The organism is Pedobacter sp. ASV28 (assembly GCF_016428855.1).
Classification (GTDB): Bacteria; Bacteroidota; Bacteroidia; order Sphingobacteriales; family Sphingobacteriaceae; genus Pedobacter.
On the sequence record NZ_JAELTN010000041.1, the window covers coordinates 1 to 23,281 of the forward strand.

At 38.9% G+C, this 23,281-nt stretch carries 17 protein-coding genes and 1 riboswitch; of the genes, 8 read left to right on the top strand and 9 right to left on the bottom strand.

What is annotated here, in order from left to right; genetic code table 11:
• Positions 1-345 precede the first annotated feature (345 nt).
• Together JHD79_RS15075 and JHD79_RS15080 are read right to left on the bottom strand one after the other, a co-directional pair.
• The gene (locus JHD79_RS15075) at positions 346-1,419 is read right to left on the bottom strand and encodes an HmuY family protein (protein WP_199120130.1); all 1,074 of its coding nucleotides are present in this window, start codon (positions 1,417-1,419) and stop codon (positions 346-348) included.
• 50 nt (positions 1,420-1,469) lie between these two features.
• Positions 1,470-3,764: a TonB-dependent receptor gene (locus tag JHD79_RS15080; RefSeq protein WP_199120131.1), complete on the bottom strand. Its 2,295-nt coding sequence runs from the start codon at positions 3,762-3,764 to the stop codon at positions 1,470-1,472.
• Between the two features lie 284 nt (positions 3,765-4,048).
• Between JHD79_RS15080 and JHD79_RS15085 the strand changes: the two genes are divergently transcribed.
• A complete protein-coding gene (locus JHD79_RS15085) occupies positions 4,049-5,098 on the top strand; it encodes a hypothetical protein (protein ID WP_199120132.1) in 1,050 nt (349 codons plus the stop codon).
• A gap of 100 nt (positions 5,099-5,198) precedes the next feature.
• On the opposite strand, the gene JHD79_RS15090 is transcribed toward JHD79_RS15085, so the two are convergent.
• The 3 genes from JHD79_RS15090 to JHD79_RS15100 all read right to left on the bottom strand — a co-directional run bounded on the left by JHD79_RS15090 (position 5,199) and on the right by JHD79_RS15100 (position 10,303).
• Positions 5,199-6,314: an acyl-CoA dehydrogenase gene (locus JHD79_RS15090; protein ID WP_233164727.1), complete on the bottom strand. Its 1,116-nt coding sequence runs from the start codon at positions 6,312-6,314 to the stop codon at positions 5,199-5,201.
• Positions 6,315-6,378: 64 nt separating this feature from the next.
• On the bottom strand, positions 6,379-7,011 hold the full coding sequence (gene pnuC / locus JHD79_RS15095) for a nicotinamide riboside transporter PnuC (protein ID WP_199120133.1): 633 nt from the start codon (positions 7,009-7,011) through the stop codon (positions 6,379-6,381).
• A gap of 66 nt (positions 7,012-7,077) precedes the next feature.
• A riboswitch (TPP riboswitch) is annotated at positions 7,078-7,248 on the bottom strand.
• 163 nt (positions 7,249-7,411) lie between these two features.
• Positions 7,412-10,303: a DNA gyrase/topoisomerase IV subunit A gene (locus JHD79_RS15100; RefSeq protein WP_199120134.1), complete on the bottom strand. Its 2,892-nt coding sequence runs from the start codon at positions 10,301-10,303 to the stop codon at positions 7,412-7,414.
• Positions 10,304-10,613: 310 nt separating this feature from the next.
• Between JHD79_RS15100 and JHD79_RS15105 the strand changes: the two genes are divergently transcribed.
• The 5 genes from JHD79_RS15105 to JHD79_RS15125 all read left to right on the top strand — a co-directional run bounded on the left by JHD79_RS15105 (position 10,614) and on the right by JHD79_RS15125 (position 14,575).
• Entirely contained in the window at positions 10,614-11,486 is an 873-nt protein-coding gene (locus JHD79_RS15105; RefSeq protein ID WP_199120135.1) for an alpha/beta hydrolase-fold protein, read from the top strand.
• 34 nt (positions 11,487-11,520) lie between these two features.
• A complete protein-coding gene (locus JHD79_RS15110; protein WP_199120136.1) occupies positions 11,521-11,859 on the top strand; it encodes a n-acetylglutamate synthase in 339 nt (112 codons plus the stop codon).
• A gap of 38 nt (positions 11,860-11,897) precedes the next feature.
• On the top strand, positions 11,898-12,755 hold the full coding sequence (locus JHD79_RS15115) for a helix-turn-helix transcriptional regulator (protein ID WP_199120137.1): 858 nt from the start codon (positions 11,898-11,900) through the stop codon (positions 12,753-12,755).
• Between the two features lie 308 nt (positions 12,756-13,063).
• Positions 13,064-14,095: an LLM class flavin-dependent oxidoreductase gene (locus JHD79_RS15120; protein WP_199120138.1), complete on the top strand. Its 1,032-nt coding sequence runs from the start codon at positions 13,064-13,066 to the stop codon at positions 14,093-14,095.
• Between the two features lie 105 nt (positions 14,096-14,200).
• The gene (locus JHD79_RS15125; RefSeq protein ID WP_199120139.1) at positions 14,201-14,575 is read left to right on the top strand and encodes a DUF423 domain-containing protein; all 375 of its coding nucleotides are present in this window, start codon (positions 14,201-14,203) and stop codon (positions 14,573-14,575) included.
• 153 nt (positions 14,576-14,728) lie between these two features.
• On the opposite strand, the gene JHD79_RS15130 is transcribed toward JHD79_RS15125, so the two are convergent.
• From JHD79_RS15130 to kbl, 4 genes are all read right to left on the bottom strand, one after another.
• Positions 14,729-15,304 carry a TetR/AcrR family transcriptional regulator gene (locus JHD79_RS15130; RefSeq protein WP_199120140.1) on the bottom strand — a complete coding sequence of 192 codons (576 nt, stop codon included), beginning with the start codon at positions 15,302-15,304 and terminating at the stop codon, positions 14,729-14,731.
• Positions 15,304-15,720, bottom strand: a complete 417-nt coding sequence (locus JHD79_RS15135) for a hypothetical protein (protein ID WP_199120141.1) — start codon at positions 15,718-15,720, stop codon at positions 15,304-15,306. Before JHD79_RS15135 ends, JHD79_RS15130 begins: the two co-directional genes overlap by 1 nt.
• Entirely contained in the window at positions 15,720-16,760 is a 1,041-nt protein-coding gene (gene pheS, locus JHD79_RS15140; RefSeq protein ID WP_199120165.1) for a phenylalanine--tRNA ligase subunit alpha, read from the bottom strand. The genes JHD79_RS15135 and pheS overlap by 1 nt, the downstream gene beginning before the upstream one ends.
• Before the next feature lie 149 nt (positions 16,761-16,909).
• The gene (kbl, locus tag JHD79_RS15145; protein ID WP_199120142.1) at positions 16,910-18,097 is read right to left on the bottom strand and encodes a glycine C-acetyltransferase; all 1,188 of its coding nucleotides are present in this window, start codon (positions 18,095-18,097) and stop codon (positions 16,910-16,912) included.
• A gap of 105 nt (positions 18,098-18,202) precedes the next feature.
• Between kbl and JHD79_RS15150 the strand changes: the two genes are divergently transcribed.
• The gene (locus JHD79_RS15150) at positions 18,203-20,656 is read left to right on the top strand and encodes a DUF5686 and carboxypeptidase regulatory-like domain-containing protein (RefSeq protein WP_199120143.1); all 2,454 of its coding nucleotides are present in this window, start codon (positions 18,203-18,205) and stop codon (positions 20,654-20,656) included.
• 122 nt (positions 20,657-20,778) lie between these two features.
• Entirely contained in the window at positions 20,779-23,199 is a 2,421-nt protein-coding gene (locus tag JHD79_RS15155; RefSeq protein ID WP_233164728.1) for a DUF5686 and carboxypeptidase regulatory-like domain-containing protein, read from the top strand.
• The last annotated feature ends 82 nt before the right edge of the window (positions 23,200-23,281 follow it).

Genomic DNA, 23,281 nt, shown 5'->3' on the forward strand with positions numbered 1-23,281 from the left:
CCCCCCCCCCCCCCCCCCCCCCCCCCCCTTTTAATGCTCCCCCTCCCACCCACATCTACACTATGGCTCGATCGTCGGCAGCGTCAGATGTGTATAAGAGACAGAATGTGTAGTTCACAAAAATTGTTCTATCCTTATAAAATTTATGAGCATGATGTTCTTGTAGTGTGTTTCTGGGATAATAGACAAGATGCTATTTAATATATCCATTAAAACAAACGAATTAATCTAAGTTATTTACGATTCCCGCATACGGCATAAAGAGGATAAACGTCCAAAAGAGAAGCCCCCAATTTCTTGGAGGCCTTCCCTAAACAAAACAAACTATTAATAATTGAGAACCAATTATCCTTTTTTAACCAATTTATATTCGATTACTGGTTTACCACGGGTACCACCATCGCTTCCTACGCCCATGCTCACAAATTTTAACTTATAAACGTTCCCCGCAGCATCTTTAATTAAATAAAAACGGTCTGCTTTAATACCTGTTCCCGTTGTTACCCTCCAATTTTCACCAATCAGGTTACTTTTAGCAGAGAAATTAACATTTGACAAATCTGATTCTGAGAAATTTGCATAAGACTTTGTTGCAGTTAATACCTCTGCCGAACTAGCACCCCCCAATGTATTGGTGAAAACTAGATCTGAGAAGCCATATAGATATTGGCTACCAGTAGTACCACCATAATATAATGACCAGGTCCAAACAATATCCCAACTAGCCTTTTCAGGTTCAACGCTCACTACTTTATTATCTGCAAGGGATACAAAGGCATAATTAAATTTTGAATCTTTTGTAATATCTAACGAACTATAAGTGATTGCATTTAATTTAGCATATTGAAGCGTATAACCTGTTCCTTTTCTTAGAATTCTAACTTTATAAACATTATCAGCACTAAAAATGGTAGTATGACTACCTCCTGCAGGGTTAATTAAATATACTTTATTTTCAGTATCTGTTGCAGATATTGTACCAATTGCCGTTCTTCCAAGCGCATTATTTTGCCTAGGATCATCTACTTTGTCAAATTCAGATTCAGCAGCAACTCCCAACTCAACCACCAATTTGGCCTGAACAAGATCTGCTGCAGTTACTGCATTCAAATCTATTTTATTTACAACCGCGGCCGAAACTCCATTATTTGCATTCAAGATTACTTTATAATCAGAGCCAGCGTAAAAACCCAAAGTCCATAAACTTCTCAAAATTCCAGTCGGTTTATCAGCGCTTAAGTCTATATATACACTGTTGGCTGCTGAAGAACCTGCTTCACTTGCTGCAATTCCATTTAGTGTAAGTGTACTACCATCCGAAACAGGCACCACAATGTCAGGTTCTTTATTATCCTTTTTACAAGCTATAAGTGTCATAGCCAATAATGCTACTGCTACAATTGAGTTGATTTTATTCATCTTCCTTAAAATTTATTTTAGTTTAACATTTAAAATTCAATAAGATATTATTATGATTTATTCCAGTTAAAGGTTAGTCCCAGCACATAAGACCTACCATAACTATAAGGAACTACACCACCTCCTGTACTATGTGCTCCACCGCTTGAGGTAGAGGTGTTGGTAAGCTGGGTAACGTCAAAAAGATTCTTAACACCCGCATTTATTGTGATAGAGCTGGCTAATGTTTTATTGAACAACAAATCGGCCCAAGTGAAACTACCTATTTTAACCAGTCTGACATTTGTAGGAACGGCGCTATTAACCTGATAGCTTGGCCTACTACCAGTATGTTTAAAAAATAAGCTAACTGAGCCTTTAAGCTTAGGAACAGTATAAATTGCATTGCTAAACAACTCTGGTGTCCAAGAGAACTGTGGAACCTGATCTTCCATCTCTTGCTTTGACAATTCGTTGTATCGGCCAATGTAGGACAGACCGAAATTAACCTGTAGATTTTTATAATTTAAGGTATTATCCAAATACAAACCCGTTGTCCTATACTTACTGATATTGATCAGTGTGGTTATGGTAGCATCTTCCGCATATTGGCCATATTCTATCCTATCGAAAAAGTTGTTATAAAAACCTGCCAATGCACTTGTTAACTGTAGGCGATCTTTTCTAATGGCATTCCAAGTCAATGAGGCATCAAAACTGTTAGATTTTTCGGCCTTTAGGTTTTCATTGCCCACGATGGAATGACTAGCATCAAAGAAATCGAAATAAAGCTCCCTTAGTGCCGGGGCCCTGAAACCTCTGCCATAGCCTAACCTTAAGTTCAAATTATGGGTCAAACTAACCATGGTATTAAGAGAAGGAACCGCAGTTGGTGCATCGTATACGGAGTTATTAATAAATCTAACGCCTGGGCGAAACTTCAGTATTTTAATGGGTTTGATTTCTGCCGAGGCAAAAAATGAATAATCGTTAATGACTGGCGAGCCTTTAATTCGCTGTCCAGAAGCTTCCTCCCTATTAAATTCTACGCCAGGCTGAAAAGCGATAATATTAGAAATGCTGTATTGTAGCGTAGTTCTAAATACTCCAGCATTAAATTTTGCTTTATCCTGCTCTCCGGCACCCGAGGTTAGACTTTCCGAACTGCTTGCAAAATCATAAAGCGTAGTCTTTGTTTTACGTTGCAGACTGGTATAACCGCCAACCATGGTCAAGCTCATGGCCTTATTTAAATTCAAGTCGACATGTAATTGGTTGTTAAGCCTATCAGTGGTATAAGTTTGTGTAACCACGGTATAATTAGGGTTAATACCACCCCTCGAAACAATATCTTCATTTAAAAAGTCTGCCCGGTACCAGATATTAAGTTTTGTGTTGTTATAGCCTACCTTCACATTTCCAAGGTATTGGTCTTTTGGTTTCCAGAATTGAAGGGCATCTACCACCGCCTTTACCTCCGTTTTATCGGGCACGTTCCATCCACCAAAAGTATTATTAGAAAAGCCGGCCACGGCACTCCAACCGTTATTTTGCCAGTTTACCGTAATGTTCTTATTATGATTTCCCTTTCCATCCAATGCCTTATACTCATCTCCTACCGTTTCTTCCTGAAGTCGGGCAGACACCCCAAATTTGTATCCATTTTTGCCCTTGGTAATGATATTAATTACTCCAGCAAGTGCATCGGTGCCATACACCACCGACATGGGCCCTTCTACAATCTCTATACGTTCTATGATATTGACATCAACCTGATTTAGGCTCTCTTTAAGGTCGGATCGATCTACCAAAGGCACTCCATCAAGTAAAATTTTGACGTTACGACCTGACATCCCCATCATCTCTACATTGGAAGTTCCAAGAGTTAAATCATTGCTAAACCTAAAACCGAACTCGGTATTTAATATTTGCTGTACATTGATCGCAGCCCGCAATCTAATTTTCTCAGCACTTATTGACCTAACCTTATAAACTGTATTTTTAAGAGATTGTGGGCCGTATTGTCCAGTAACCACCACTTCACTCAATTCATATGATTTTTCTTTGATTCTAACTGGCTCCAAAATTTTATCGCCATTGGCTTCTATGCTGATTTCCTGCCCTTCACTAGAAACACCCGAGTTAATGACCAATACTGAATTACCAATAGGAGCTGATATCTTAAACATCCCTTCCCTATCGGTATAGGCAATATGTTTGGTATTTTTTATAGACAGCATTAAACCCCATGCTGCCTGTCCATCGGCCGTTAGAACCTGGCCTTTAATGATCACATTTGTTTTTTGCCCAAAGGCATAGCTAATGCCGAAAAAGAAAGTTAACGCGAATAGTAGTTGTTTTTTCACCTCTTTATTTAGAATGATTTCAAATAATGATGCAATTATATAGTTTATTTAGACTAATTACAAATAATAAGTAAAATTTTGTGAAAATGCCCATAACGAGGTCGATAAAGAGCATAAAATGTAGGATAGTGATCCAATAACCAAATCCATAATTTTAATCTACTGGATATTGTCCATTAAATTGGCTGCAAAAATGTTGATGTGTTGAAAATTATAGCTATTAACATGCAACAAATAATGTACTTTTGGAAAATTGGAAAAAACTAAAGTTGATCAAGGATTGTATGAGATTAATTAAGATGGCAAGTATAGCTTTAGTAGCGGGTGCTACTATTTGCTCCTTTACCTACTGCACTTCTGGTGCAAAAGACAAAACTGGCAAAACTGCCACTAATTCGGGTGATTCTACCAAAGTAGCCCCTGTGGAGGAAAGCAATCTAAGAACCCCTGTTGACACTGCAAAATATAATGAATTGGTAAAAAAATTGGCCAATGGTGATACTACAGGGAAATGGCCGGTAAAAAATCAACCTTACCCTTTGGCGGGTGCCATTTTACCTTTTAAACGCATTGTAGTTTATTATGGTAACCTGCACTCAAAAAAAATGGGGGCATTAGGAGAATACGAGCCCAAGGAGATGTGGAGACGACTAAATGCAGAAATTAAGCATTGGGAAAAAGTAGACCCGAGCACTCCTGTACAGGCAGGTCTGCACTATATAGCCGCCGTGGCAAGCGGTACACCAGGTAAAGATAGCAAGTACATTAACCGTATGGCTAACTCGCAGATAGATTCTGTTTTAAAGATTGCCAAAATGCGCCCTAATACCATTGTTTTCTTAGATTTACAAGTAGCCTTGAGCAATATCAAAGCCGAATTGCCACATATTGAAAAATATTTGCAATTGCCCTATGTGCATTTAGGCATTGACCCTGAGTTCTCTATGAAAGACGGCTCTTTACCAGGCAAAAGAATTGGCACTTACGATGCTGCCGACATCAACTATGTTTCTGGTTATTTAGCAGATTTGGTAAAAAAATACAATCTACCTCCGAAGGTTTTTGTGGTACACCGCTTTACCAAAAAAATGGTAACCAACTCGACAAGCATTAAGTTAAGACCAGAAGTACAGATAGTGATGCACATGGACGGATGGGGCGAACCGGACCTAAAACTAGGCACTTATCGTCATTTTATTTATGGCGAACCTGTACAGTTTACGGGCTTTAAGTTATTTTATAAAAATGACCTGAAAAAAGTGCCAAATAGGCTAATGACTCCAGAAGAGCTTATGAAGCTAAAACCAATACCCATCTATATACAATATCAGTAAGCCCATATCGTATACAGGTTAAATGAGCCTTTCTGTACATATAATGAATGCAGAAATATAGAAATAGTTAAATGAAAAGAGCATCTTAAAGATGCTCTTTTCATTTAAAGGTGAGCAAGGCATGCTGACTAGCGGTATGCAGATCTCGCCATACCCTATTTATCTCGGTATCTTTTTTAGCTGCTTCCAAACCACAGTATGGGTAAAGGGCGTCAACTACCATTCGTGACTGATGGGCCAATTCCCTGCTTAATCTGCTCACTTCGTTCAACACTGGCTCATCCACATACTGCTGATCAATGAGTTGCTCCCAAGAATGATCAAATGTCTCATAAAAATGTTCACGAATGGTATAAAGTGTATGTTTATACTTGCTCAATTCCGCTCTAAAAAAAGCAACCTGTTCTGTGCTATATCTTTTTAATCCGGAACGATTGAAGAAGTAATCTTCTACCAAGATTAAAAATCTTTTAGCCATTCCCAAACTGTTTATGGCCAATGTGGTTTCTGCCAATTGCAGAAATGGGTAATCAAAACCTTCATCTGCCACTTTAATCTCCGTATTGATCTTAAATGATCGTTGTGTAGGCACCTCTATATCGATCACTTCGAATGCATGACTACCTGTAGCCACGAGACCAAAGTACGACCAGCCCGGCAGAATATTTACTTCATCTTTCTTTAAGATAAATGCCTTAATGACTGGATTACCCTGCTCGTCCAGTACATCGTTACCATGTTCATCTTGTAATGTACAGTTAGCAGTAAATATAGTAGCATGTAAGGCGCCACTGGCGTATTTCCAATACCCATTAATGAGATAACCAGAAGTCGTTATTCTAGCTGTACCTCCTACTGCACCGCTGCCAGCGAAGCAAACTTCTCTATCTGAAAAAATTTCCTTTGCCAGCTCTTCATCCAAAAAGCCAGCAAACCAGGCTGCACCACTACATAAGGTTACTGTCCACGCCAAACTGCCATCCAATTCGGCCAATTCTTCTTCCAATCTTAAAATTTCGGGCAACTTTTTAGCTGGTCCACCATATGCGGTAGGCACATAAAGTTTAAACCATTCTTGTTGGTAGGCTATTTCTAAGATATCGGGATGTAGTTTACCCAAAGCTTCCGATTGTGGGGCCAATGCTAAAATAGCTTCTTGCCAAGTATGTATAATTTGTTCCATTTCTATTTTGGTTTGGATGGTTCGTTGTTTCATTTTTTGGATTATTGATAGCCAAATATCAATTTTTCCTCTTTCATACTTCCCAACATTCAGACGGTTAAGAAACTAGCCGTTTACTCAGCTTATTTCTTTCATAAATTTTCTTCCAGTCGAAATAACCGAAAATGGCTACAATAAAAAGGAATAAGGTTAATAGCGCAAACATGACATAGTTCTTATGCCACATTAAGGGAATGGCTACTATATTAGATACATTAAGGAAAATCCAGTTTTCTATTTTACGACGAGCTAAAAGCCACATTCCCGCCCATGCAGTAGATGAAACAAAAGCATCTAAAATGGGCACATCAGAATTAGTGAAATTAATCAGCGCATAGTACAACACAAAATATCCGCCAATAGCTATGTAAAAAGCGATTTGTAGCTCTTGTTTGTTGGTCCAACTAACAGTTAAGGTCTCGTTTCTGGCTCTACGTCTCGACCAAATTATCCAACCGTAAACACTCATGATCAAATAATACATACTGAGTAAACTTTCGGCGTATAACCTTGCATTAAGCTTTAAATAAAGAGATAATAGAATACCAATAATGCCTGCCGGATAAAGGGCAATATGATTACGCTTTGCCAGCAATACCTCTGTTACACCAAATCCAACCGCAGCCCATTCTAGGTAAGAGGTTGCTTTTACTTGCTCCACAAATAGGTGCAGCCATTCCTGAATTTCCATTCTCAATACATTTTGCCATAAAGGCGATTAAAAAACATTGAAAACTGCTTTCAGGGCGAAACAGTATTGGTCTATGACCTCTTATCCCTACGTCGGTATTATCCGAATCAGGTGTGTTTGAAAGTTAAAAGTTGAAGCGTTACTTTGAACTGGCTACTTCCTACTTTTAACTCAAAACTGGGTATAATCTCAGCCTGTCATTAATTGGGTTAATGACAAGCACCCCTTTGAGTATGGCAAATATATAAAATATAAAGGTTACAGACTTGCGAAGTTTAACTTTAATATTTGCTTTTTTAAAGGGAAAAGTTGAGGGCTTCGCCGTTTAAAAACTTCGTAAGTCCTACGTTCAGAATGAAAAGCTTAGCCATTTAAAATACAAGAAGCTTCTATTGATTCTCTAAAACAAAGAACCCTGCCCCTTATCGTCTATCTTTATATCATCAGGGTTGGTAATCTCAAAGCTGATCTTTTTTTTCTCTGGTTTTGGTTCGTCTGGTTTTTCCTGAGTTTTTTCAGTTTTATCCTCTATTTTTACTGGCTCTTCTGATTTTACGACTGATTTAAACACAGGTTTTGTTTTTTTCGCAGGAGTTTCTTCGGCTGCATCGAAAGTAGGGTTTTCCTCATTAGGTTCCGGTACAACGTCTTCTACCTGAATTTCTTCGGCCAATGCTGCAGTATCCGTAATCACTTCCTCCTCCTGATCTGATGGTTCGGTATGCACCTCTACTACTTCGAAATGAGAATCTTCTAAATGGTCTATACCTATTTCAGACTCGGCATCTACAAGGCTTACCTTCTTTACCAAATGTGGTGTTAAACGATTTCCATTGGCCTTCCATCCCTTAACATCAATTAAGCTAGACAGTTCGAGCTCCAAAGTTTCGGGTGTCTTGGTTTTACCTTTTTCCACATCAACGGTAAGTTTTGCATCGGGTTTACCAGTAATAAATACCATTTTCGATCCGTTTTCTTCGCTGATAAAACTTACCACCTTACCAATTGGCTGAACTTCGAACACAAAGCGTTTCACAAAGTAGTTTTTTGCCTTACCATCATAATGTACCACACCGTAAACATGTTCTGAGTTAAACTTCTGCATTAGCACTATACCCTCGTCAAAGTGGTTACTTAGCTCAAAAGTACTTAACTCGTAAGTACCATTGCTATAGACCTGAAGTATCTTATCATCACCATCAAACTCCCCAAGATATTTACCTCGACCATCTACATTTAAACGTTTTAAGATATCATCATACCAAATCTTAATACCCGCCAGCGTAGAAATACCCTTACTTTTCAGCACTACTTTTTTCACTGGGAATTTGACCACAATATTACCCATTGAGCTTCTGCCCTTAATGGAAACGTTGGCAAAATCTATGTCTATACTCAGTTTTTTAAGCTTAGAATGCGGTTTAAGCTGAACGGTAATGATTTCGGCCTCGCCGTTAGGGTTGGCCGTAAAGTATAATACTTTTGAGCCTTTGTTGCCCTTGGTAAGGTCATATTCCTTGTCTCGGGTAATTCCCAGTACAGAGAACCTTTTAATGTAGGTAATGCCAGTGCCTCCATCTTTATAGATCATGTTATATACGGTACGCTCGTCGCCTTTCTTAAATACTTGCGCATGTATAATGTGCTTGCCTACAAAAGTTTTATCAGCCACTTTGGTGACTATAAAACGGCCATCTTCTCTAAAAACAATTATTTCATCAATATCAGAACAGTCGCCCACAAACTCGTCCTTACGTAAACCTGTTCCAATGAAACCATCTTCTCGGTTCATGTACAACTTTACGTTGGCCAGCGCTACCTTACTGGCCTCTACCTTATCAAACAACCTAATCTCGGTTTTACGCTCACGTCCCTTACCGTATTTATCCTTGATTTTCTGAAACCATGCAATAGTATACTCTGTCAAATGGCGTAAATGTCCTTTTACCGTTTTGATTTCATCTTCTAAGGCTTTCATTTGTTCATCGGCCTTTTTCACATCAAAACGGGTAATGCTACTCATTGGCTTATCGATCAGCTTCTTAAAATCTTCTGGCAATATCTCCCTATATAAAGAAGGTTTAAAAGGGGCAAACAATTGGTGCAATACCGTTACGACGGTATCAAAATCTCCTGAATTCTCGTATTCAGTGTTTTTGTACATTCCCTCCTGGATAAATATCTTCAATAGTGAACTAAAGAAAATCTTTTCCTGCAGTTCGTGCAACCTTATTTCAAGTTCCTGTTTTAGTAAGGATTTGGTATATCTTGTATTCTGTTCAAGAATATCATTAACGCTCAAAAACTGGGGTTTATCATCTTTAATGATACAGGTATTGGGCGAAATAGAAACCTCGCAGGCCGTGAAAGCATACAGTGCATCAATGGTTACATCAGGTGAAATTCCGGGTGCTAATTGCACCACAATCTCTACATTGGCAGCAGTATTATCTTCAATTTTCTTGATCTTGATCTTGCCCTTATCATTGGCCGCCAAGATACTATCGATTACAGATCCAGTAGTTGTACTGTATGGAATTTCGGTAATGACCAAGGTCTTTTTGTCCCTTTCGGTAATTTTAGCCCGTACCCTGATCTTTCCTCCACGTTGACCTTCGTTGTAATTTGAAAAATCGGCCATACCGCCCGTAAAAAAATCGGGCAGGATATTAGGCCTGGTTCCCTTTAACACCTCAATAGAAGCATCTAAAAGTTCCACAAAGTTGTGGGGCATAATCTTGGTGGCTAAGCCTACCGCAATTCCTTCAGCTCCCTGCGCCAACAATAGCGGAAACTTTACGGGCAAGGTTAAGGGTTCATTATTACGTCCATCATAGCTGAGCTGCCAAACCGTTGTATCAGCATTGAACACAACTTCATTGGCAAACTTAGACAGTCTGGCCTCAATATAACGAGGTGCCGCAGCGCTATCTCCCGTAATAGGATCTCCCCAGTTACCTTGACAGTCGATCAATAGATCTTTTTGTCCTATCTGCACCATGGCATCGCCAATAGAGGCATCGCCATGTGGATGGTATTTCATTGTATTCCCAATGACATTGGCCGCTTTATTAAAACGTCCGTCATCCATCTCTTTCAGCGAGTGCATAATACGGCGCTGTACTGGCTTTAAGCCATCGTTAATATGTGGTACGGCCCTATCTAAAATTACATAAGAGGCATAGTCAAGAAACCAGTTCTCGTATAGTCCGTTTATGGGCGTAACGGTTTTCTTATTCTCCTGCTCTTTTGGCAAGTCGGCATCTTCTAGGTGTTCTAATTCGTCACTCATTCGCTAAAAAAGATTTTGGGATGTGTAAATATAAGATTTGATACCCATTTCTACGATAGAAGTTTTAAACAACCCTGGCCAATATGCCCTGTACTGCCCTATCAGCATCCTTTTTTAAGGATTACCCACCCTTTAACTGAAGGCTGGCATTGGGTCTGACAAATACGGTTTATGTAGATTGCAACTAGATTTTTTCAACTTAGTCAAATCGGGTGGAGAAATAATTGATCGCAGCAAGGCCTCTTCTATCATTATAAAAAAGATTTTATAGTTTTAACCTCACCCATAATCTGTTTCATTCTTAATTAATATGTATAAAAATATAGCTTTCTTATTTATCATTACCTGCTTAACTTCCTGCCAACCCAAGCTTTACCGTTATGAGCTAAATAGCTTAGCTAACACTAGCGACAGCCTCAGCATAGCCAAGGCAAAAAACGATCTAAATCAACTAGATGCTCAAGATTTTTCGAAGGGACACTTTACCTCCAAAGGTCATATCAACATCCCTTATCGCCTGTTAAAACCCAAGAAGATTCACGCCTCAAAAACATTTCCCTTGGTCATTACCCTACATAATTCGAGCAGAATAGGTACCGACAATGAAAACCAATTGGAACCTTTGGCCAGAATTTGGCTTAAGGCAGCCATCAGGAAGAAATATCCTGCTTTTGTACTTGCTCCACAATTTGCCGCTCGCTCTACCAATTATCAATATGATGCCGATAGGAAAATAGAGGTTTCCCAACCAACCGATCAACTATTGGCCATCACCGAGTTGATCGATTCGCTAAAACAACAATACCCTATCAAAGACATTTACCTTATGGGATATTCTATGGGTGGTTCTTCGGTCATCAACCTACTTAATTATAGCCCCACATTATTTACTGCTGCAGTTGCCATTTCAGGTGTACCCCAGTTCGATAATATAAACAAGCTTCAACAATTACCCATTTGGCTTATACATGGCAAACAAGACCTTGAAAATCCATTTATTGGCAGTGAGAAATTTTATGAGGGATTGCAATCTGGCCAGAGAGTAAAGTTCTGGCAATTAGAAAACACCACGCATCACAACATCATTTCTCCCCTCATTTTGGGCGACAACATCCCTAGGTGGCTGTTTAGTAAATCAGCATATCGTACAAAATCATCAACTGGTTTTTATAAAAAGAAATAAGATGATTATCTTAATCAGATTTTAGGCGCTAAACATGATTAATTACCACAATAAAGAATTCAGGCCCATAAGCAACACCGAAAACGGCGAAACTTCTAACGAGACCATTTTCCTTTATCAACAACATGGCCATTTACTCACGTCTGAGTATACAGGAGGCCATATTATCAGTGGGCATTTGATCGGTTTGGTTGATGAAAATGGCAACATTGACATGCGCTATCATCAGCTTAACCATAAAGGTGAATTGATGACGGGCATTTGCAGATCCGTTCCAGAAATATTGCCCAATGGCAAAATTAGGCTCCACGAAACTTGGGAATGGACTTCCGGTGATAAATCAAAAGGAGAATCGATAATTGAAGAACAATAAGACAAACTTTTTTCATGATCTATATTAGCTAATCAACTATGAGTCAAAAAACGCCCTCTATATCCATTAACTCTTTAGCCCCAACTTTCAATACAGGCATTATTATCCGTAAGGTAGAAGAAGGTGACTTAGTTCATCTAAATGAAGCCAACCATTCGCATCGACACGATTATCATATTTTCTTCCTTCTCAAAAAAGGGGAAATAGAAATGGAGATCGATTTTGAAAAGCAAAGAATAGGAGCACCCGCCTTATTGTATATCAATCCCAGCCAGGTGCATAGGATTATAGATTTTATTAATTCAAGTTGCTATCTGTTAGGAATAGACAATGATAATTTAAGGCCCCAGTATCTTCAAACCTTAGAACAATCTATCTTCCCTCCAAAGTCCCTGGCCCTCGATAAAAATTATTTCGATCTTTTGCATGAAGAAATTTCCTTATTGAGAGCCATTTTTGAGCAGAAAACAGTTACCATGCATACAGTCATTCTGCAAGACCATGCCAATGCTTTTATAGGCTTGGCCATTGCTCAATATCTTACCCAAATGAACCCCAAACCTGCTCTTTCGCGCTTCGAGACCATTACAAAATCCTTTAAGCTTTTGCTGGAACGCTCATTCGCCCAAATAAAGTTCCCTTCAGATTATGCCGAAATACTGAACATTTCAACATCTTATCTTAATGAATGTGTAAGTAATACAACTGGTCTTTCAGTTTCTCATCATATACAACAACGTGTTATTTTAGAAGCCAAGAGGCTGCTTTACCATTCGGATCTTTCTGTTAAAGAAATTGCCCATGAGCTGGGATATGAAGACCACGCCTACTTTTCCCGATTATTTAACAAGGTCACCCAATCTACCGCATTGACTTTCAGAAAAAAACACCGTTAAAAGTGATATGGATAGCCATACTGTTCACATGAGCACAAAGGCATTCATCAATATAAATAAGTTAAAAAAACATGAATAGACATGGATCTTCCATCCCAGCAAAGAATAATTCGGGCTATTCATCAACTCATGGAAAAATACCATATACAACCTCCTACCATTTAGCTAGAATATGATCGTTCTTGCAAACTGCCAACCTATTAATCAATCAGATCAAAGACGGGTTGACTTTTATTTTCATCAACATCTTAACATAGATCAAAATCTTTCTCAATTATAGCTTGTAACTTTGTTAAAAATATTAAGCTATGGAATTAGGTATCGGCATGTTCGGCGATTTGCAGGTCAACGCTAAAGGCGAAGTGCAATCGGCAAAACAAAGATTACAGGAAATCATTGAGGAAATTAAACTGATGGATGAAGTTGGTCTAGATTTCTATGGCATTGGCGAACATCACAGGCCAGATTATGCAGTTTCTAGTCCTGAAATTATTTTGGCCGCCGCCGCAACGGTAACCAAAAACATTAAGCTGGGCAGTGCCGTTTCGCTATTGAGTTCGGCCGATCCGGTAAAACTCTATCAGAGTTTTGCAACCATCGACCTTATTTCCAATGGCAGGGCCGAACTGATGGCAGGCCGGGGCAGCTTCATCGAATCGTTTCCATTATTTGGCTACAATCTTGCCGATTATGATGCCTTATTCGAGGAGAAGTTAAATCTATTGGTTCAAATAAACCAAGAAGAACACCTCTCTTGGAAAGGACAGTTTAGGCCAGAGCTAAAGAACCAGCAGGTATTGCCTCGTGCCGTAAACAACCACTTGAACATTTGGGTAGCTGTTGGTGGCACCCCCGAATCGGTAGTAAGAGCAGGAAAGCTTGGCCTGCCCGTAATGTTTGCCATTATTGGTGGTAACCCTGCCCAATTTCAACCTTTATTCAACTATTATAAAGAAGTGTACGAAAGCTATGGGCATGATTTGAGTAAGTTTCAGGTAGGTGTACATATGCATTCTTTTTTTGGAGAACATAGTGGTGAAACTGCTGATTACTATTATCCATTATATAGCGCCCAGATGGACAGGGTTGGCCGCTCACGTGGATGGCCTCCCTACCAAAAAAACCAATTTGATTTTGGTAGATCTAAAAATGGCGCACTGATTATTGGAGATCCGAATGAGGCGATAGATAAAATTTTGCAGATGGAAGAGCTCTTTGGTTTGACCCGATTTTCGGCACATATGGATGTTGGAGGCCCTTCACATGAACATATGATGAAATCTATAGAATTATTCGGCACACAGATTGCCCCTAAGGTAAGGGAAGCCTTAAAGAAATAACATACTGTTTTAGGGTTGAGCTTTATATAAACCTAACCCTAAAACACTTAAGATTACCCATAAGAAGTAAGTAAAACTTCGGCGTAATTGTCTAATTTTATGGTCATGAATAATATTGCGATGATGACCGGAACACTTTTCGGCATATTAGGCATCATTTTGGGTGCTTTTGGGGCGCATGCCCTAAAAAAAATACTTTCCGAAGATAAGCTAGCTTCTTTTGAAGTTGGGGTAAGATATCAAATGTATACGGCTTTCTTTCTGTTGATATTAGGTAGTCTTGGGGATTTTGGAACGAGTCTGGTGGTATGGAGCTACTATCTGGTTACCATTGGCACCATATTATTCTCATTTAGCATCTACCTGCTTTCCTTGGCAAATTACCTGAAACGCAATTTTCGGTTTTTTGGTCCGATTACACCACTTGGCGGGTTGTTGATGATTTTAGGCTGGGGTTGTTTATTGATTTCTCTTTTTTAATACGACTGTTTATTACTCAATTGCGCCTCATTCTTTGTATGGAACAAAGACCGTTATCACAGCGAATGCATTGGTGAAACATGAGCCAAGTAAAACATATAGCAGAACTATCTTTCAATACTTCCACAAATTTGATTTCTCCAAAAAATGCAATTATAAGGCAGCCTTAACTAGATATGGAAGTATCTCTTTTTGAAAAGTAACAAAATTCTTCCTTACATCCGAGTCGCTAACGGAGGTAAATGCGAAAGAGAAAACAATACTCTTACTGGCCTTTAAAAGAAAGGCTAGTCCTCCCCTACGTGCCGGATTCTTCTTAAAGTGTTCCAACTCTAAATAGGCAGAAAGCAATAATGCTTCCAACTGATCGGACAGGTGCTTTAAGAATTCTTGCGAATTGGTATTTTCTCGAACAAAATCCCAGCCAATAAACTCGTTACATGCCGTATAGGATAGGCGACAGGTCTTCATGACCAACGCTTTTAAATGTTCCTCTTCATTTGCAAACTGTACCTTATTACTGATAATTTCATGAAGGTTTACATCAAGATAATCCATTAAGATGAAGTCTAGGATTTGCTCTTTGCTTTCGAAGTATTTGTAGATCGTTGCCTTTGCTATCTTTGCTTTTTTTGCTATTTCGTTAACACTGGTCTTATGGTACCCATACTTCCTAAACAGTTCTTTTGCTGATCTTAGGATACTTTCCTTTATTTTTTCTGGCTCCATTAATTCCTAACGTATAGTGTATTACCTGCTATATTAACCGTGTATTTCCTTAAAGATGTTTTTGCCGGTGCCTTCACCGGGCTACCGTCATACAACGAATATTTTGCTCCAGATACCGGATCGGTGGCCGTAAGTGAAGGGTCATCGATTATAATGGCATTTTTTTGCTCAGGATTTACCGTACTACACCTATCATAAGCTACATAGGCATTGTCCGCCCTTCGGTAAATGATAATTCCAGCTACTCCATAACCATTGATACTTACCGCGCCTCCTGGTGTACTTAACCTACTTAAATTCGGATCGGTTAACAGGGAGCTATAATTAACTGGATAGTCTGGCACAAAGTTTTCTTCCTTTCCACAGGCGGAGAAAAGTAACAACCATATGCCAAAGCCAATTAATTTTCTCATCATTATATAATTGCGGATTGATATTGTTTCAAGAAACGGACATCATTTTCAGAGAACAAGCGCAGGTCCTTGATTTCGAATTTGAGATTGGCTATGCGTTCTATGCCCATACCAAAAGCAAATCCACTATATTTTTTACTGTCAATACCACAGTTCTCCAGTACATTAGGGTCGACCATACCACAGCCCAAAATTTCTACCCATCCACTTTGTTTGCACATTTGACATCCCTTGCCCTTACAAATGGTACAGGAGATATCCATTTCTGCAGAAGGTTCTGTAAAAGGGAAATAAGAAGGTCTGAAACGCACTTTTGTACCTTCTCCGTAAAGTTCTTGTACAAAATAAAACAAGGTTTGTTTAAGGTCGGCAAAGGAAACTTTTTCATCAACATAAAGTCCTTCTACCTGATGGAAAAAGCAATGTGCCCGGGCAGAAATGGCTTCGTTACGGTAAACACGTCCGGGCATCAGTGCCCTGAAGGGAGGTTGTCCTGCTTCCATCATACGTACCTGCACCGATGAGGTATGTGTGCGTAGGGCGATATCTCCCTTTTCTCCACCTTTTCTGATGAAAAAAGTATCCTGCATATCGCGAGCCGGGTGTTCTTCAGGAAAATTAAGTGCCGAAAAGTTATGCCAATCATCTTCTATCTCAGGGCCTTCTGCTACACTAAAGCCCAGCTTATTGAAGATTTCAATGATCTCTCTACGTACCAAGGCCAATGGATGGCGGGCTCCAATTTCAAATCCCTCCCCTGGGAGAGTAAGATCAAGTTGTTCGCTTTCCGATGTGTCCTGTAGTATAGATAAAGCTTCATTTAAAGTTTGGTATTTAGTTTCGGCCAACTGCTTGAACTGATTTAAAACTTTTCCCAAAGTTCTTTTTTCTTCAGGTGAAACAGCCTTAAATTCATCGAAAACATCCTTAATAATACCTTTTGTACCTAAAAAGCGAATTCGGAATTGTTCCAATTCTGCTGCGCTGCTAGTTGAAAATGCATTGATTTCTTCAGTGTACTGCGTAATTTGCTCTTGTAACATTTGCCAAATATACAGCAATTTATCTTTATTTTTTGTCAGTGTGAGTTCAAAAACTGGCAAAAAAGCCGTTCCAAACAAGATTATAAAATCCACAAATAAAAAAAGGGTGAAAAAATCACCCTCTCTATCATTTGGTATAGAATTTATGTTTAGATGACGCCCAATTCCTTACCTACTTTGGTAAACGCAGCAATAGCTTGGTCTAAATGATGTTGTTCATGTGCTGCAGAAAGCTGTACCCTAATACGGGCTTTGCCCTGAGGTACTACGGGATAGAAAAAACCAATCACATAAATACCCTCTTCCAACATTCTGGCCGCAAAAGCTTGTGCTACTTTAGCGTCGTATAGCATAACTGGTACAATAGGGTGAAAACCAGGCTTGATATCAAAACCCACAGCGGTCATTTTTTCCCTAAAATATTTGGTATTATACTCTAATTTGTCCCTTAATTCGGTGGTATCGCTCAACATATCCAAAACGGCCACAGAAGCACCAGCTATAGAAGGGGCCAAGGTATTAGAGAACAGATAAGGCCTTGAACGCTGGCGCAACATATCCACAATCTCCTTACGGCCAGAGGTGAAGCCTCCTGAAGCACCACCTAAGGCTTTGCCCAAAGTACCCGTAATAATATCTATTCTACCCATTACGTTGAAGTGCTCATGGGTACCACGACCTGTCTTACCAATAAATCCAGAACAATGTGATTCGTCGATCATGACCAAGGCCTCATATTTATCGGCCAAGTTGCAAATCTGATCCAATGGTGCCACAGAACCATCCATAGAAAATGCTCCGTCGGTAACGATCATACGGTGGCGACAATCTTTAGCAGCGATCAATTGCTTTTCCAGATCTTCCATATCGCAATTTTTATAACGAAAGCGCTGTGCCTTGCATAATCTTACCCCATCAATAATCGAAGCATGATTTAGTTCATCAGAAATAATAGCATCTTCAGGGCCAAGTAATGGCTCAAAAACCCCTCCATTCGCATCGAAAGCTGCTGCATATAAAATGGTATCTTCTGTTCCCAAGAACTTAGAGATTTTAGCTTCTAGCGCTTTATGTATATCTTGGGTACCACAGATGAAACGTACGGACGACATACCATAACCATATCGATCGATGGCATTTTTGGCCGCATTGATCACTGCAGGATGGGAAGAAAGCCCCAAATAGTTATTTGCACAGAAATTGATGACTTCTGCTCCGGTGCTCACTTTAATATCGGCACCTTGTGGCGTAATGATAATGCGTTCGCGTTTATACAGACCAGCATTTTCAATTTCTTCTAATTCTTTTTGAAGTACGGGTTGAAGGGTTTTATACATAATGTTATTTTTGATAGATTTAAGGACAAATATAGTATTTTGGACGTTAACAAACTTTAGACAACAATTTACGTTATGTAAGGCAAATTGCTATATTTATACCTTATGAATAAAACCTTTCTCCTATTTCTAGGTCTATTGCTTTCTTCTTTTTTTACAAAGGCACAACAGTATCAAATTAATGGTAAGATCACAGACAAGGCAGGGGAAGAAATTCCTTTTGTATCTGTATTCATAAAGGAAACCACCAAAGGTGTATCTGCCAATGTAAACGGCATTTACAAGATACAAGTAGACAAGGGCAAGGTGGTTTTAATTTTTAAGGCCATTGGCTACAAAACTTTAGAGCAGGAAGTAGAGGTCAACGAAAATATTACGTTCAACACCAGCTTAGCTGCTGAAAACTATACACTCAACAGTGTAGTGATCAAGGCCAATGCAGAGGATCCTGCTTACCGAATTGTTAGAAATGCCATCAAAAACAGAAAAAACTATCTAGAGGAAATTTTTTCCTACAGTAACGATGTATATATAAAAGGCATGCAGAAGTTGGTCGGTGCACCCAAAAAATTCTTTGGCAGGGACATACAAAAGACGTTAAACCTCGACACCAACAGAAATGGCATTTTATACCTTTCCGAATCGCAATCCAAATTCGCATTCATGAAGCGCAATAAGATCCATGAAGAGATGGTATCTTCCAAAATATCGGGAAGAAACAATTCATTTAGTTTCAACAAAGCCTCTGACATGCAGATCAACTTCTACGAGAACCTGCTTTTAGAAAACACAGGACTAAGTGCCAGGAGTTTTGTTTCTCCCATTGCCGACAATGCTCTTTTCTATTATAAATACAAATTGTTGGGTACCATAGAAGAGAATGGCATGGTGATCAACAAAATAGAAGTATTTCCACGTCGGAAGAACGACCCTGTGTTTAGAGGGATAATCTATATTGCCGATGAAACATGGAGATTGATGGGCACCGACCTAAACCTTACAAAAGATGCAGGCATTAATTTGCTCGATACCTTAAATATTTCACAGCAGTACATTAAGGTTGAAAATACCTATATGCCTTCAAATATGAAATTTCAGTTTAATGGCAATGTATTCGGTTTTAAGTTCGAAGGTTATTTTATAAGCGTATATAGCAACTATGCCATTAACCCTACATTCCCTAAAAACTATTTTACCGCTGAAATCTTAAAGATCAATAAAGCGGTAAACAAAAAGGACTCGCTATATTGGGCCAATAACAGGCCAATTCCGCTTACGGAAGAAGAGAAAAAAGATTACATAAAAAAAGACAGCATTGCCCTACGTATGCAATCCAAGCCTTATCTCGATTCTATTGAAAAGGTAAACAATAACTTTACCTTGGGCAAAATATTAGTAACGAGCTACAGTATCAACAACAGGTACCATAAAGAATACTATACGTTTGACCCCATCATTAGGTCGGTGTTATATAATACGGTAGAAGGCCTTGCACTGAAATATGGGGTTACCTTTAGAAAAAATCTGGAAGACCGAAAGTTTTTTAGCATCAGGCCGGAAATACGCTACGGATTTGCCAATAAAACATTTACAGCAAACCTGACCAATACCTATTACTATGATCCGCTTAAGCGAGCCAGTATAGGCCTTTCCTTTGGGAGTGGTATTTTCGACCTGAATAATTATGGTTCTATGCCCTTGTATAGCAATAGCTTAAACTCCCTATTATATGAAAAAAACTTCTCCAAATTTTATGAAAAGGAATTTGTGAATATATATACCAGCCGCGAGTTGGCAAATGGGCTACAAGGAAACCTATACCTTTCCTACAACAGGAACAAAACCTTAACCAATCACAGTAGTTATAAATTCAGGGATGTAAAAGATATAGAGTTTACCTCTAACAATCCTTTTACGCCAGATCGTGAAGATCCTTTATTTCCCAATTATAATGCATTAAGCATTTCTGCCAACCTTACCTATACTATTGGCCAAAAATATATAAGTCGCCCAGATGGCAAGATCTATATGGAAGCTAAATATCCAAGAATCAGCTTATCTTATAGAACTGGTATAAAAAACATCTTAGGCAGCGATGTAGATTATGACCTGATCAGTGCCGAACTCTATCAGGAACGAATTAGTCTAGGTCTATGGGGCTATACCTCTTTTGTATTGGGTGCAGGCAAATTTCTAAATAACAAAACGGTCTACTACCCAGACTTCAAGCATTTCAGAGGAAACATTGCCCTGATCTTTCCACCTAACCTCCGTAAGTTCTCTTATTTAGACTTTTACTTATATAGTACAGACAGACAATATTTCGAAGGACATTTGGAGCATAACTTCTCGGGCTTTTTCATCAATAAAATTCCTTTGCTACGCAAACTCAAATTAGAAGAATTTGTAGGAGTAAATTATTTGACCCAACCCCTAAAAACCAATTATACCGAATTTTATTTTGGTTTATCGAGATTGATTTTCAGGGCAAGCTATGGCTTTGCCTACGACGAAAAAAAGAAAATATCGCAAGGTTTCAGGTTTAGCTATGGCTTTTAGCGAAAAATTAAACCATTACCTTTAATTAAGCGATATAATTTAATTACTATTGGATATATTGTTCCAATTGAAAATCTAGCTATGTTGACTGTCTGATGAGATTTTGCCTAAAAACATATCTTTTGCTAATATTTATAGGGCTCAGTGCATCTGCCCAACAGTATACCATAACAGGCAAAATAACAGATGGCAAAGGTATTGTAGTGCCTTTTGTTTCCATCTATATTAACGCAACCACCAAAGGTACTTCTTCCAATATAGACGGCGACTATAAACTAACCCTTCCTGCAGGAAAAGTAGATCTACAATTTACCGCAATAGGTTATGAAGATAAAACGATCAGCATCCTTATTAAGGAAAACAAGGTACTAGATATTATTTTAACCCCAAAGGTCTTCACCTTAAATGATGTGGTGATCAGTTCTTCCCATGAGAACCGCGCCGATGAGATCATCAGAAAAACCATCCTAAAACGTCGAACCTATCTCAACGAAATCGAGGCCTTTTCTTGTGAAGTGTACACCAAAGGCATGCAGAAGCTACTTACTGCACCCAAAAAGTTTTTTGGCAGGGATGTGGCTACCATACTCGATTTAGACAGCAACAGACAGGGCATTATCTACCTCTCGGAAACCGAGTCAAAATTAGACTTTAAAAGAAAGAATAAAATTAAGGAAGTGATGATTTCCTCTAAAGTGGCAGGAAATGATAATGGTTTTAGCTTTAACAAGGCTTCTGATCTTAGCATCAACTTCTATGAGAACGTTCTTTTTGAGGACAAACTGAGTGTTCGAGGATTTGTATCGCCCATTGCCGACAACGCTTTTTCTTTCTACAAATACAAATTATTGGGAACAAGTGAAAACGAAGGAAAAATTATCAATAAAATACAGGTCATTCCAAAGAAACCAAATGCCCCCGCATTTTCGGGCATCATCTACATTGTGAACGATACTTGGCGCTTGAGTGCGGTTAATCTTTTCATTACCAAAAAATCGGGTATAGAATTTATTGATACACTAAGCATCAAACAACAGCTTGTTCAAATAAACGACGTATATCTTCCCACCTCCATACAATTCAACCTCGTTGGCAAAGTTTTTGGTTTCAAATTTTCAGGCTATGTTATTGGCGTTTATAAAAACTATAATGTAACACCTTCTTTCAGGAAAAATTTTTTCAGCAATGAAATCCTAAAGATTGAAGCATCATCGAATAAAAAAGATTCCCTCTATTGGGAAAGATCACGATCTGTGCCTTTAACCAGCGAAGAACGCGAAAACTACGTTAGGAAAGATAGCATAAGCCGTCTAAAATCGTCTCAACATTATCTAGATTCGGTAGATCGGGTAAAGAACAGATTCAATGCTAGCCAAATATTAATCACTCCCTATATCTATTATCGAAGTTACAATCAAAAAAGCATTACCTATGACGCACTCCTTTCGAGCGTTTATTACAATACGGTGGAAGGACTTGGACTAAAATATGCCGTTACCCTTAGACAGGGTTTCAATGACGGCCGCTATTACACCATAAAACCAGAGGCCCGGTATGGTTTTGCCAATGAACATTTCAATGCCCATATCAAAGCAAAATATTTATATGATCCTACAAAAAATGCATCCATATCTATTGGTTTCGGCTCTGAGGTAGCCAACTTAAATTCACAAAAGCAAACCAACCTCTTACGAAACAGCATTAATGCATTGGTATTTGGAAAAAATGTGGCCAAGTTTTATGAACGCCGTTTCTTTAACATTCAGGCCACCAGAGAATTTGCACCAAGCTTTGAACTTACCCTTAGCGCAGACTATGCCAGACGAACCGCTTTACTGAACTCGAGTTTCCAAAGCTTTAGGAATCAACCCAATTTTACCTCAAATGATCCATTTAATCCCCTAGATGAACAAAGCTACCTTTTTCCACAGCATAGGGCCTTGGTATTAAGCGGAACTTTGGCCTATACTGTTGCCCAAAAGTATATTACCCGCCCAGATGGACGGTTTTATATGGAAAGTGAGTTCCCAAGAATTGAGTTCAATTATAGAAAAGGTATTTCAGGCATCTTCAGGTCGGCGGCAGATTATGATTTCATCTCCTTAGAAATCTTTCAAAAAGATGTTCATTTTTTATTGATGGGCAAATCGTCCATACTTGTTGGCGCAGGAAAATTTCTGACCACCAAAAGTTTAAATTATCCAGACTGGAAGCATTTCAGGGCCAACCAATCTCTAATATTCGATGCCGACGAAAGGAACTTCCACTTTTTGGACTTTTACATCTTCAACACAACCAAACAGTATTTCGAAGCCCATTTCCAACATAACTTCGGTTCTTTTTTCACCAATAAGATTCCTCTGCTCAGAAGGTTAAAACTAGAAGAGATTATAGGTGGCGCCTACCTATCTTCTCCAGAAAAACGAAATTACAGCGAGTTTTACTTCGGCATCAAACGCCTAAATTTCCGGATCCATTATGGTTACGCCTACGACCGTCATACGTTGATCAAAAAGGGCTTTAAGCTATCTTATGGTTTCTGATTAATGATGTAAATCATATCTTTCAAACATTAGCTACAAATTACTATCTTTGCATCGCATTAAACGCCGTTTGCATCGGTAT

What these genes read in the sequence shown, in the direction of transcription:
- JHD79_RS15075 (WP_199120130.1), bottom strand. Translation starts at nt 1,419, where the DNA reads ATGAATAAAATCAACTCAATTGTAGCAGTAGCATTATTGGCTATGACA.
- JHD79_RS15085 (WP_199120132.1), top strand. Translation starts at nt 4,049, where the DNA reads ATGAGATTAATTAAGATGGCAAGTATAGCTTTAGTAGCGGGTGCTACT.
- JHD79_RS15090 (WP_233164727.1), bottom strand. Translation starts at nt 6,314, where the DNA reads ATGAAACAACGAACCATCCAAACCAAAATAGAAATGGAACAAATTATA.
- pnuC (WP_199120133.1), bottom strand. Translation starts at nt 7,011, where the DNA reads ATGGAAATTCAGGAATGGCTGCACCTATTTGTGGAGCAAGTAAAAGCA.
- JHD79_RS15100 (WP_199120134.1), bottom strand. Translation starts at nt 10,303, where the DNA reads ATGAGTGACGAATTAGAACACCTAGAAGATGCCGACTTGCCAAAAGAG.
- JHD79_RS15105 (WP_199120135.1), top strand. Translation starts at nt 10,614, where the DNA reads ATGTATAAAAATATAGCTTTCTTATTTATCATTACCTGCTTAACTTCC.
- JHD79_RS15110 (WP_199120136.1), top strand. Translation starts at nt 11,521, where the DNA reads ATGATTAATTACCACAATAAAGAATTCAGGCCCATAAGCAACACCGAA.
- JHD79_RS15115 (WP_199120137.1), top strand. Translation starts at nt 11,898, where the DNA reads ATGAGTCAAAAAACGCCCTCTATATCCATTAACTCTTTAGCCCCAACT.
- JHD79_RS15120 (WP_199120138.1), top strand. Translation starts at nt 13,064, where the DNA reads ATGGAATTAGGTATCGGCATGTTCGGCGATTTGCAGGTCAACGCTAAA.
- JHD79_RS15125 (WP_199120139.1), top strand. Translation starts at nt 14,201, where the DNA reads ATGAATAATATTGCGATGATGACCGGAACACTTTTCGGCATATTAGGC.
- JHD79_RS15130 (WP_199120140.1), bottom strand. Translation starts at nt 15,304, where the DNA reads ATGGAGCCAGAAAAAATAAAGGAAAGTATCCTAAGATCAGCAAAAGAA.
- JHD79_RS15135 (WP_199120141.1), bottom strand. Translation starts at nt 15,720, where the DNA reads ATGATGAGAAAATTAATTGGCTTTGGCATATGGTTGTTACTTTTCTCC.
- pheS (WP_199120165.1), bottom strand. Translation starts at nt 16,760, where the DNA reads ATGTTACAAGAGCAAATTACGCAGTACACTGAAGAAATCAATGCATTT.
- kbl (WP_199120142.1), bottom strand. Translation starts at nt 18,097, where the DNA reads ATGTATAAAACCCTTCAACCCGTACTTCAAAAAGAATTAGAAGAAATT.
- JHD79_RS15150 (WP_199120143.1), top strand. Translation starts at nt 18,203, where the DNA reads ATGAATAAAACCTTTCTCCTATTTCTAGGTCTATTGCTTTCTTCTTTT.